Annotated in this window: 5 protein-coding genes and 1 pseudogene; 4 read left to right on the top strand and 2 right to left on the bottom strand. The window is 67.6% G+C overall.

Annotated elements, in window-relative coordinates:
• Positions 1-38: 38 nt before the first annotated feature.
• Together WME89_RS31910 and WME89_RS31905 are read right to left on the bottom strand one after the other, a co-directional pair.
• Positions 39-689: a response regulator transcription factor gene (locus WME89_RS31910; RefSeq protein WP_437661793.1), complete on the bottom strand. Its 651-nt coding sequence runs from the start codon at positions 687-689 to the stop codon at positions 39-41.
• A 582-nt stretch (positions 690-1,271) separates the two neighbouring features.
• A pseudogene (locus WME89_RS31905) lies at positions 1,272-1,613 on the bottom strand (carboxyltransferase domain-containing protein); the annotation flags it as partial.
• Positions 1,614-1,733: 120 nt separating this feature from the next.
• Between WME89_RS31905 and WME89_RS31900 the strand changes: the two are divergent.
• From WME89_RS31900 to WME89_RS31885, 4 genes are all read left to right on the top strand, one after another.
• Complete coding sequence (locus WME89_RS31900) at positions 1,734-2,462, top strand: DUF6531 domain-containing protein (RefSeq protein WP_438003444.1); 729 nt, start codon at positions 1,734-1,736, stop codon at positions 2,460-2,462.
• The gene (locus WME89_RS31895) at positions 2,404-5,802 is read left to right on the top strand and encodes an RHS repeat-associated core domain-containing protein (RefSeq protein ID WP_438003443.1); all 3,399 of its coding nucleotides are present in this window, start codon (positions 2,404-2,406) and stop codon (positions 5,800-5,802) included. The genes WME89_RS31900 and WME89_RS31895 overlap by 59 nt, the downstream gene beginning before the upstream one ends.
• Positions 5,778-7,535, top strand: coding sequence for a hypothetical protein (locus tag WME89_RS31890; protein ID WP_438003442.1), 1,758 nt, complete (start codon positions 5,778-5,780; stop codon positions 7,533-7,535). The genes WME89_RS31895 and WME89_RS31890 overlap by 25 nt, the downstream gene beginning before the upstream one ends.
• 329 nt (positions 7,536-7,864) lie before the next feature.
• Positions 7,865-12,349 carry an SIR2 family protein gene (locus tag WME89_RS31885; protein WP_438003441.1) on the top strand — a complete coding sequence of 1,495 codons (4,485 nt, stop codon included), beginning with the start codon at positions 7,865-7,867 and terminating at the stop codon, positions 12,347-12,349.
• The last annotated feature ends 4 nt before the right edge of the window (positions 12,350-12,353 follow it).

The following is a 12,353-nucleotide window of genomic DNA, read 5'->3' as shown; positions in this document are numbered from 1 at the left end:
CAGGCACGCGGGCGGCAGGCGCCGGAGCTCGACGCGCGCTATCCGCTCCTGAGCCAGCCCTGCTGCAGCGCGTACCTGACCGTGTCCGCGCGGCTCTTCAGCCCGAGCTTCTCCATCGCCCGTACCTTGTAGGTCTCGACCGTGCGCGCGCTCAGGTCGAGGCGGGCCGCGATCTCCTTGATGGCGTGCCCCTCGGCGACCATCCGGATCACCTCGGCCTCCCGCTCGCTCAGATCGGCGCCCGAGCCCGGGTCCCCGGCCGTCCGGCCGGTGACGCTCGACAGGACGTGCGCCGCCATCGCCGGGTCGAGGTACACGCCCCCCTCGGCCACGGCGTGGATGGCCCGGACCAGGTCCGTGGCCCTCGACAGCTTGACCACGTACCCGGAGGCCCCGGCCTGCAGGACGGGCTGGACACTCGCCTTGTCCTCGTAGCCCGTCAGGGCCACGACCTGGACGTCCGGGCGCGCCTGCTTGATGCGCGCGGTCGCCTCCGCGCCGCCGAGCTTCGGCATGGAGATGTCCATCAGCACGATGTCCGGCCTGAGCTGCGTCACGGCCTCGACCGCGGAGAGGCCGTCCGCCGCCTCGCCGACGACGGTCATGTCAGGTTGCGCGTCGATCAACGCCTTCAGCCCGTCGCGCACGATCGGGTGATCGTCGACCAGGAGGATGCGGAGCTTGGTCATGCGATATCTCCATCGGGGCCGGCCGAGCGCTGGCGCGCGAGCCCCTGGAGCGGAACGTGGGATGCGCGCGCGTGGCCAGACTCGGTGAGCACGAGGCGCCCACCCTAGCACGGTCTCGAGGGCGATCTCAGGCGGTCTCTACGGTGACCCCGGGCGAAGGCGCCCCGTAGACGAGGCGTTTGCAGCGCCCGGTCGCCGTAGATCGGCGCGCGCCGCGTTGCGGGAGGCCCCCGTCGCGAGCCCCGCGCCCGCGCCAGCGGCACTGGCGGTCACGTCAGGACGTCAATCTGCGCCGAGCTCGCCTCCCGCGCCGCGAGGGCGCCGCGCGCGCCCCGCCCCTCGCTCGGCCTCTGCATCGCGACGAACGGCCCGAGCCCGGCGACCGCAGCGCCGGCGACCCCGAGCACGGGGAAGTACGGGAGCCACGGGGGCCCGCCGCCCGCCGCCCGCCCGCCGTCCCGCGCTATCGAGAAGGCCAGGCGCGAGGCGCCGGTCTGGATCGTCAGCGTTGCAGATGCACACTGCCAGCGCCACGTCAACCAGAAATGCCTTGCCCACCGTCGGACCGAGTGCGCTGACGACCACGTAGGCGTACGCGCCGCCGATGCCGACGGCGTTCTCGGGCGTCCAGGTGCGCGCCGGGTTGTACTTGGTGGTGACCATCCGGTGGCGCGGGTCGAGCGGCGTCGCGACCGGCGCGCCGAGGTACACGTCGCCGAGGCCGAGCACGAGGTAGCTCGCCGCGAGGAAGAGCTCCTGGACCGCGTCGATGTCCGGCAGCCCGTTGACCCGGCGGATGAACTCCAGGTTGCTCGGGCACCAGGGCGCGTCGTCGCGCACCGTGCGCTCGTAGCGCGCGATCGCCTCGCGCGTCGCCGGGTCGTCCCAGCTGAGCGGCATGTGCACGACGCGGCTCGGGATCCGGACCTCGTCCGGGGCGTCAGAAAGGCGCCCCGATCCGCGGTCAGCTTCACGGGCGGAGCTTTCGTGCGGCTCTGCGTGCAGGTAGCATGGGCTCTGCCTTAAGAAGCGAAGGACGACCTCATGGCGCGCACGGCCCCTGTTCCGAACATCCCCGCGATCCCCGGCATGAACCCCGGGGTTTTCATCATGGGCGGCGGAGGCGGCGGAGGCGGCGGGAATGGCCGCGGCGGCCGCGGCGGCGCCAACGGTCAAGGTGCCAGCGGGGAAAACGGGGGCAACGGGGCACAAGGCGGCGGCAAAGGCGCAAACGGCTCCGGTCCCGGCGGTGGGGGCGCTTGCCCGAACCCCCGACACGGCAACCGCGGGGTCAGCGCGGGCGATCCCGTCGATGTTCTCACGGGCCGCGTCTACACCCTTCCCGTGGTCGATCTGGCGCTGGGCGGTCCGCTGCCGCTCGTGATTCAGCGCAGCTACTCGAGCCAGGCGTGCGACCGCGACATCGGCCTGGGCCGCGGCTGGAGCCACTCGCTGGGCTGGGAGATCGAGGAGCGCCGGCGCTCCGTCCTGATCCACACGCCGTGGGGGCCGCCCATCAAGGTCCTCGACGTGCCCGCCAACGGCATCGCGCTGGAGTGTGGGCGGTTGTCTCGGCGCCCGTGGGGCTTTTCGCTCGTCGACGCCCGGCGTGGCATGGTTGTTCGCGCCCGTCGAGGGGTCGCCTCGCCTGTGGCGGCCTCGTCGGATCACCGATCCCGACGGAAACGCCATCACACTGCAGCACCGGGGCGGGTTGCTCGCCGGCGTCATCGACAGCGCCGGCCGGCGGGTGCGTGTGAGCCGGCACCGTGACGGCCATGTGAGCGCCTTCGAGGTGCTCGACGCGACCATCAACCAGTGGATCGCGTTTCGCAGGTATGACTACGAGGGCGACCTCCTGGTGCGGGCGACAGATGGCGAGGAATTCGCCGTCCAGTACGACTACCACGATGGCCTGCTCACCACCCACACGTTGGCAGGAGGCCTCCGGATCTATTACCGATATGATTCGGCGGGCCGGTGCACGGAAACCTGGGCGGTGAGCCCTGACGGCCACGACCCCTCGCTGGATCCTTCCGTTCCGGAGCTCCTGGCCGACCGTCGGACCCGGGCCAAGGGGATCCTCCACGCCAAAATTGAGCGATTGGACGACGGCTACGTCGAGGTGATCACGTCGACGGCGGTGCAGCGGTACGAGGGTGTAGGCGGCGACTGCACGAAGGCTGTCATCGGCGCGGGCGTCCATACAAGGCAATTTGATGCGACGGGCGCGATCACTTCCTACGAAGATCCGCTCCACGCGCTGCACCGCTGGCGTCGCGACGAGGAGGGTAAGCTGATCGAGGCCGTGAATCCCCGCGGCGGGTTGACAGCGCTCGAGTACGATGACCGAGGAGCGCTGCGGCAGGTGCAGGATCCGCTCGGAGACTGGGTTCGTTACGAGCGGGACGCCAGAGGCCACGTTGTCGGCGTCGACGATAGGCTTGGGCCCGTTGTGCGCTACGAGTACACCAAGAATGGTCGGATCGCCGAGGCCGTGCTGGCCGACGGAGCTGTGACGCGGATGCAGTACGATCAGATGGGGAACCGCATCCGGATCGTCGAGCCGAGCGGGGCGGCGCGCACCATGCGCTACGATTTCTACGGGCGTCTCCTCGGGTACGTGGACGAGCTAGGCGCAGAGACGAAATACCTGTACGATCAGCGGGGCCTGCTTATCGCCGTCGAGCACCCGCAGGGCGTCTCTCAACGGTTTTCTTACGACGAAGACAGAAATCTCACCCGCATCGTGGACGGCGATGGTCGCACCACGGAGCTGCTCTGGGCCGGCTACCGGGTGGTGCACGCTGTACGGCGCGCGGATGGATCCACGGTCCACTACCGCTACGATCGCGAGCAGCGGCTCGTCGCCCTTATGGACGAGCGGGGGCACGAGCACCGAATCGAGAGAAACGGCGCCGGCTGGGTCAAAGGCGAAATGACATTCGACGGCAGGCGCGTCGAGTACCGCCACGACCTGCTCGGCCGCATCACCGAGGTATCGGTGGCCGGCGAAGCGACCGAGATCAGCTACGATGAGGAAGGCCGGGTCTGCATGCGGTCGTACAGTGACGGAACGAGTGAGTCTTTCGAGTACGACGCACTGGGACGGCTTTCTAGCGCCACGCGCGGCGATGTCGTTTGCTCGTACACGTACGATGCGCGCGGGTGCATCACGAAGGAGGTGCTCGACCTCGCGGGGCATCGATTCGAGGTGGAGAGCACCATCAGCTCGGTGGGAGACCGCGTCGAGCGCTCGACGTCCGTGGGACATCACGAGCGCGTGGAGTATGATCTGATGGGGCGTCCGCTCGCGATCCGACTGGATGACGACTCCACTGTGCGGATGCGGTACAACGCCGTCCGGGAGGAGGTGCGCGAGCTGCCGGGTGGTGGGGTCATCCACCACGACACCGATGCGTTAGGCCGTGTGCGCCGGGTCTCGGTGCAGTCACCGCGCCGGCGGCCGGTCGTTCGCGAGGGGCAACCCGACTGGGTGGGAGCGATCGACGACGGGCGCACCATCGATCGAGGTTACGCTTATTCGGCGGGCGGTCATCTACTCGCGATGCGGGACGGCGTGCGGGGATCATCGTACGAATACCGCTACGACGCGCTCGGGCGCGTTGTGGAGACGGCTGTTAGCGGACGTCCAATGGAGTCATATCACTATGACGCAGGGGGCGCCGTGTACGACAGACGCCACCGGGTTTATGGAGCCGGGGGGCGGCTGCTTCGGTGCGACAACGTGGAGCTTCGCTACGACGGCAGCGGCCGGGTGGTGGAGCGGCTCGCCGACGCTGGGAAGACGTTGTACTCGTATGATGGCCGGGGGTTACTCGCGTCGGTCACGCTTCCGGACCGATCGACGATCCAGTTCGGTTATGACGCGTTCGCCCGGCGGGTGCTGAAGCGAATGGTACGCGACGGGGCGACGGTGTCGCAGACCCATTATGGTTGGGACGGAGTCGCGCTCGCCTACGAGCGCCTGGAGCGAGAGGTGGGGGCGGAGCGCGTCGTGCGCGAGCGCTTCTACGCGCACGAGCCTGGGGGGCTTTGGCCGCTCGCTCACCGCGACGTCGTGACGGTTGCATCCGGGCGGCGGGAAGGGCCGTGGGTGTTTTACGTCTGCGCACCAAACAACGGTTTTCCAGAGCTGCTCCTCGACGAGCATGGCGAGCTGCTTCAGGAGATAGAGCGAACCATCTGGGGCAAGACAGCCGTCGCGCAGACGGCCCTCCGGCATCCAGGGCAGTACCAAGATGAAGAGACGGGTCTCTTCTGGAACGGTTACCGGTACTACGATCCGGACACCGGACAGTACCTGAGCCCGGAGCCGCGGGGAATCGAGGGTTCCTTGAGACCCTATGCGTACGTCGACTCATTTCCGCTCTGGTGGATCGACGTCGACGGCGCGATGCGTGCCACGGTGCAGAGCACCCGGACGAACAGCGCGGGGACGCGGCGGCCGAATCAACCCACGAACGCGTCCAGCGGCGGGGGAGCGCCCCTGCATCCAGCTGTCGCCGCGGCGCTCCCGCCGAGCCAGGCGCGCGATCCCGCGCTAGGCGACAGTCCACCTGCCATTGGGTCATGCGCTGAGCCGGCAGCTCTGAGCCAGCGGCTGTACGAATTCCAGCGAAGGACAGGGCGGATGTGCTACCCTACCTCGCCCGACGATCAGGCGTGGCGCCAGAACCTGTCCGACGCTCTCTCGGAGGTCCACGACAACGACGGCATCGCCAGCAGCGACGAGGACGGGCCCGCTGCCGCGTGCCCCAACTGCACGCAGATGATCGGGCGGCTGTGGGCGCTCGCCGGTCACCAGCAGGGTCCGCCCGCCAACGTTATCGCTCGCGGCCGTGAAACTGGCGTCGCCGATCCGCGGCCGAGCGTCCGGACGAGTCGCCCTTCCCAGCAGTACGTCGATAATGCTGCGGCGAATGCGGGCATCCGGCAGGATGCGCCGCCCACGCGCCCGGTGAGGCCCGGTGAAGGGCGGCTGCCTCAAGGAGGGCAGAACTATCCTGCGGCGCAGCCATTCCCCGAACAGAACCTCGGGGTGTGGCAGCACGATGACCAGAACGGTTGGCAGCGTCTACCGGGCACGTGATGGATCTCTCCGACTCTGCTCGCGCGTTCCTTCGCGCCCGCGCCCGCGGCGATGCGGGCTGGACGCGGCGCCGGCTCACGTCCTGGATGCTGAAGCGCGGCGCTCCCGCGTTTCATGAGCACATACGCTGGGAGGAGACGATCGCCCAGATCGTCACGCAAGAGCGTCTCACGCCCGGCCAGGGCGGGCTCCTCGAGGTCGGCGATCTGCGCTTTGGCAGCGTGGGGCTCTTCGAATCGCAGCCGGAGTGGCTCGTGGAGCGGCGCGCCGGGGGACCTTATGTCCTCGTGGGTGCGTTGGCGAACACTCGGGCGAGGCTCTACCTGGACGCCCATGGACGGCTCTTCGAGCGGCGTGGCGCGCTCTGGCGCTGCGTTGCGGTCTCTCCCTTCGTTTACCTGGAGCGCCTCGTCGCCCGCGAGGGCGAGCGCGCCACACCCTGGTGGATCGAGATTCCGGGGCGCCACGGCGCTGCGCTCGGCATGGCGCTCTCCATCCCGCGGTCCAACGCGGCGTCGGACGAGCTGGCCGGCACCTGGGCGGACGGTCGTTTCTGCGTGCTCGACGGCAGAGCGGACTGGCCTTCTGCGCCGGCGACGACGGTGCTCGTCAGAGCCTTCGAAGCCGTGGCGGAGCTGCTCGACGCGCTGAGCGATCTGGATCTCCCTGTCCGGATCTCGCCTTCTGGCCACGCCACGAGTTTGGAGCTTTCCGCAGGGGAGGCGTCCGAACCATCTGCAGAGGCCATGGCCGAGGCGCCGCTGCCGGCGTCGAGCCGGCAGTATGCAGCGCCCACGGACGTGTGCGACGGCACGGTCACGCTCCGGGGCGGTGCGCTCGTGCAGGAGGTGCGGGATGAGCGCGGGGTGGTGGTCGAGCGCGGGAGCTTCTCGGCGACGGGCGTTACCCTCGCGCGGCACATGCGTGCATCGGAGGCGCTGGCGGCCCGCGCCTCGCCGGAAGCGCGCGATTACCTCGATGCAGGGCGCTACGTGCGCGATCCGCGTCGGACCTGCTCTGCCGGCGCCCTTGCCGAGGCCCTCGCGCGCTATGCAGTGCCTGCGCTCCCCGGTGCGCTCGAGTTCGAAGGGCTTCTCGGGGGGCTGGCGTGTGAGCCGGGTGGCTTCGGTCACCGCTTCGGCACGCTCGACATGTTGCTGCGGTACGAAGAGAACGGGATTTCAGGGAAGAGCACTCCATCGCGGCGCGGGGGGCTGGTCGTACACGACGCGTGGCCGCGGGTGAGCTGGAAGGGCAGGCAGCTGGTCCCCGTCGGAGACATGGTCGATACGCGCCTGTACGTGGACGAGGGCGGTCTGGTGGTCGGGCATGTGTGGGAGGTCGACGCCGTGCATCCGGTCGCGGCGGGGGCGCTCACGTTGCTCGAGGGGCTCGCGGTGCGCCGCTCCTTCCTCGGGTTGCGACTCAGGGAGGTGCGCATCGACGCGGACCTGGGGGAGACGCTGGGCGTGACGCTCGGGCTCGCCCGGTGTGCGCGCGCCTCCGATCCCGTGCGCAGCTTCTGGCAGGGGGAGGCGATCGTCATCTGGGCCAGGCACGGCGTGGCCGGCGAGCCGGCGGAGACGCGGATCGCGGCGGACCGTCCGGAGCTGCTCGTCGCGGCGGGTCGCGCGGCGCTCGCCGCGGCGCCGGAGGCGAGGCTGCGCGCGACACACGCTGCGTTCGAGCACCTGCGCGATCTCGACGCGCGCGTTGAGCGGGCGTCGTTCTGATGGGAGCCGCTCGGCGCGCCGTCCGTCATGACCGGAGCTCCCCGTCGGGACCGCTCGCAGCAGGAAGTTGTCGATGCCGAGCTCTCCCGCGGCCGGCTGGTGGTGACCCGCTCCCGGTCCGGCGCTTGGGTCGCGACGAACAGCCCGAGCCCGCCGCGCGCCGCACCGGCGACCCCGAGCAGCGGGAGGTACGCCACCCACGGGACGCACTTCCGCGAACCACACGTCCAGTGTATCGTCTGGGCGTAATTGTTGCGCCTTGATGCTCCTCGACGACGAGCCCGTCGCCTATATCGTCGAGGACAAGTAGGCGCAGGCCAAGGTGGGTGATGGCGGGGATGCTCGGCGAGATCGACGTTCCGTGGACCCGGTTCTGGATCCCGCGCGAGACGGCGCCCGCGTTCGATGGGCGCGGGTACCTGGCCGATCCCGAGCTGTTCGGGAGGGACAGCAACCCGCAGGCGTGGACGTTGGAGCAAGTCGAGGACAGGCCGTGCGTCGCGTTGCTCGGGGAGCCGGGGATCGGGAAATCGTATGTGGTGCGCGCATACGTGGCTGGCCTCCGTGCAGGTAGCTCCACGAGGTTGCTCGATGTCGACTGCCGCTGGCGCCCCGACCTGGAGAAGCAGCTCTTCGCGACGGACGAGTTCAAGCAATGGCTCGCAGGTCGGGTGCCGCTCACGCTCGTCATTGACAGCCTCGACGAGCACCCGTGGGGGGCCTACGAGGTCGCGGCGCAGCTCATCGACCAGATCCGTCGTGGGCCGGTCGACTTGCTGCGGCTGCGGATCGCGTGCCGAACGGCGGAGTGGCCCGAGGTGCTCGACGAGCATCTCCCGCTGCTCTGGAAGCCGAGGCGAGAAGAACCGCAGGCGATGTTCCTGGCCCTGGCGCCGCTGCGGTGGAGCGACGTCGCGCTGGCCGCGGGGAAGGACGCGGCCGGGTTCCTCGCCGAGGTCTCGCGGGCGGAGGCCGAGCCGCTGGCGATCAAGCCGGTGACGCTGGGGTTCCTGCTGGAGGAGTACCGGCGGCGCGGGGAGCTACCGCGCACGCGGGTAGAGCTGTACGAGAAAGGGTGCCGTATCCTCTGCGAGGAGCCGAGCAAGTCGCGTAAGGGGGCACGCCGTACCGGGAAGCTGCGCGGCCCGGAGCGCCTGGCGGTCGCCTCCCGGATCGCGGCGGTCTGCATCCTGGGACGTCGCAGCGTCGTGTTCACGGGCCCGGATCTAGGGACGGTGCCGCCGGAGGCCGTAACGCTCGAAGACCTCGCCGGGGCCACCGAGCCGAGCGCGTCCGGCCAGGTGACCGTCGACGCCGACACGCTCAAAGAGGTGCTCAACGTGAGCGGCTTGTTTGCGCCGCGCGGCAGCGACCAGATCGGTTGGGCCCACCAGACGTATGCCGAGTTCCTGGCTGCCATGTTCCTGTGCAAACGAGGGCTCTCGGCAGCGCATCTCGTGGAAGAGGTCTCGGATCGGCACACGGGCCGCGTGGTTCCGGCGCTGCGCGAGACGGCGGCGTGGCTGGCGAGCATGGACAAGGAGTGCTTCCAGCGCTTGCTCGTCGCGGATCCCGAACCGCTGCTCGGGAGCGACTTCGCGCTCGTGGGGAACGTGGAGCGCGAGGCGTTGGTCGGAGCTCTCCTGGAGAAAATCGACCGGCGAGAGATATCGTTCACGACGATTCTCCACAGGAGTGAGCTTCTGGTGCGCTTCGAACACGCCGGGCTCGCCGACCAGTTGCGTCCCTACGTCGTCGGGCGTGACCGCTACTCCATGGTCCGATGGGCGGCTTTGGACATCGTGGATGCCTGCAAAGTGGTGGCGCTCCAAGACGTGCTGGTGTACGTGGCGCTCGATGGGAGCGACGACAGAGAGGTCCGCTCGCATGCTGCGCGCACGGTCGTGCGCATCGGATCTCGGGAGACCAAACGACAGCTGAAACCGCTGATTCATGGCGGCTGCGGCCCGGATCCGGAATACGAGCTGAAGGGGCATGCGTTGCTGGCCCTCTGGCCTGACGAACTTACTGCCGCCGAGCTATTTGCGAGTCTGACGCCGTCACAGAAGAAGAATCCCCGCGGAACTTACAGGCATTTCCTGCAGAAGCTGACGAAAACGTTGCCCCCAGCGGCGCTGCCGGAGGCGCTCCGCTGGACTCTGAGCTTGCCCTCACGCCGTCACGCGCCGCTGGCGCTCACCGACTTGTTAGACGAGATCTTACGCATGGCCTGGGAGCGGCTCGAAGACGCCGAGGTGCGAGCCCTGCTCGCCCGGGCCGTGATTCAGCGTCTGGCGGTTTATGACGACATCTTCGAGCGTCGCGGTCTCCGCGGCGATGACGTTCCGGATCCAGCACGAGACGATGATAGGCGACACTTGCTCGCCAGCGCGATCGTTGCCTTATTACCCTGGGGACAGTTTAACACGTCCTCGCTCGTTTATCACGGAATCGTCCTCCCGCAGGACGTGCCCTGGATGCTTGAGCAGCTCCGCTCCGGCAGGACGCCGGCAGAACGCGAAAGTTGGGCTTCTATATTGAGCCAAGTTGCAAACTCGAGCTTGAACTGGACCTTCGAGGTGGCAGACCCTATCCTGGTAGCGCTGGATGAGTTCGTCGAGCTTCGCCAGGCGATGCCATGGCTCATCAAGTACGTGGAACTCGGGTCACCTGAGTCCCGGTGGATGCGCCGCGATTATCGTCGGCATCGCAAGCTCCGTGATCGCTTTCGGGAACGATGGTACGAGCCCAGAAAAACGCCGCGCGCACACAAGCGTGTCCAGGCATGTCTACAGCGGTTCGAAGGGGGCGATGTCGATGCCGGCTGGCAATTGCATCGTTGGCTTGCGGTCGATCCCGAAGGTAAAGCGTCTTGCGATCTAGATGAATGGGATCTCATAAAATTTCCCGGCTGGCAACGCGCCGACGAAGCGACCAGGAGTCGCATTATCGACGCCGGACGCAAGTACTTGCTACTTACCGACGACCGCTACGGTAAGTGGCTTTGCAAAGATCGCTTGTGCTTCCCTGCTGCCGCCGGCTATAGATATATATGCCTGATCGACACGTGCGATCCCTCGTGGCTTGACGAGCATTCGGTCGCGGTCTGGACAAACTGGAGTGCGATTACTCTTGCCTTTTCACGCCCCGCGGACGCGCAGATTCAAAGGCTCGTGTCGCGCGCATATCATTCAGAACCCGCGCGCGTGCTGCATGTGCTGCGCGCTCTCCTCGATGAGGCTCATCGCAAGAGCGACAACCCGTCTCCCCTGTTCAAGATGGCAACCTGTTGGGATGTGGAACTTGGGCGCTTCTTGCTCGAGTACGCGCGACGTCCTGAACTGAAGCCTCGATTCCTCGGCAAGCTGCTGGATGAGCTGATCCTGCATCAAATCCAGGGTGCAGTAGACGCGGTGGTGTCGATCCTCGTTAATCCGGTTCCCGAGGCTGGTCCTGAACGGCTGCGCGCCCACGCGGCAGCCCACGCGCTCATGGCCCATGACCCCAAGGTCGGATGGCCCGTCGTGCGTCCTCTTGTCGAGGCGGATCCTGCCTTCGGTAACGAGGTGTTTCTCACGTTCGTCCGTGACGTCGCGCGGCCGGATTCCGCCGCCTGGTGTCAATGCCTGCCGGTCGCTGACGCTATATCGATCTACGTGTGGATCGAGCGACGTTTTTTAAGCGACAGCGATCCTCGAGAGATAAGGGACACGCCGCGCCGAAGGGTGGCTGAACTACGGGATTCGCTCCTCGACGACTTGAGATCGCGAGGCACCACCGAGGCGGTCGCCGCGATCGAGCATATCCAGCAGACCTTCCCCGACCGCGACGTCACCTGGGTGCTTCACGGCGCCAGGGAAGCCGCCGCCCAGCGAACCTGGATCCCACGTGCCGCGCGGGCGATCATCGACCTCCGCCCCGCCGCGTCCACAGCCATGCCCGACCATCGGCTCCTCGCCGCAGTGCCCAGCTTCACGTTCCCGCATTCCATCGTTGAAGCGTACCAGCAGAACAAGCTCGCCGTGCTCTTCGGCTCGGGCCTCTCCATGGCCCGGGATGTCAAGGGTAACTTCCCGCGCTGGAACGACCTGCCCGAGCGGTTGCTTGAACAAGTCGAGAAGCACGGCTCGCTCTCAGCTAAGCAGATCGACGCCATGCGCAGCCTCTTCGGGGGAGGTCATGTGTCGCTACAAATGATGCCGAGCGGCCTCGATTTGTTAAAGACGACGCTCGGTGAGGTTCGCAAGTACCGGGCAGCGCTCAGCGATGTCTTCCGACCGAAGGGCATGGCGCCCGGCGACGTCCACCGCGCGCTCGCCGAGCTGGACCTCGGCCTCCTCGTGACCACCAACTACGATCAGCTCCTCGAAGCTGTCGAAAATTCGCCTGTTCGCGCGCCTTATACATGGAAGGAGTCCGATGGCGCGCTCTCGGACATCAATGAATGTCGCAAGGTACTCTTCAAAGTCCACGGAACCGCGGAGCGCGATGACACCGTTGTCCTTACGCGGAGCGAATACAGGAGCGCGGCGGCGCACGTTCCCTACCAGCGCACCTTGAGCTACCTGCTCCAGAGCTTCACCTTCCTGCTCGTCGGCTACGGCATCAATGATCCGCTCGACCTCGATCTCGTCTTCGAGCTTAACGACGGCGCCTTCGGCGCAGCGGCACGCACGCACTACGCGCTGATGAACGGCGTAAACCCGAACGACCGCGATCGCTGGCAGCGCGACCTCAACGTGCAGGTAGTGCCCTACCAGGACCACGACGACCTCCCGGGCATCCTCCGCGCGCTCCGAGCGACCAAGCTGTGACCTC

The sequence above is a fragment of the Sorangium sp. So ce321 genome (assembly GCF_051530195.1).
Classification (GTDB): Bacteria; Myxococcota_A; Polyangia; order Polyangiales; family Polyangiaceae; genus Sorangium.
This window is presented reverse-complemented; position numbering and strand designations above follow the sequence as displayed.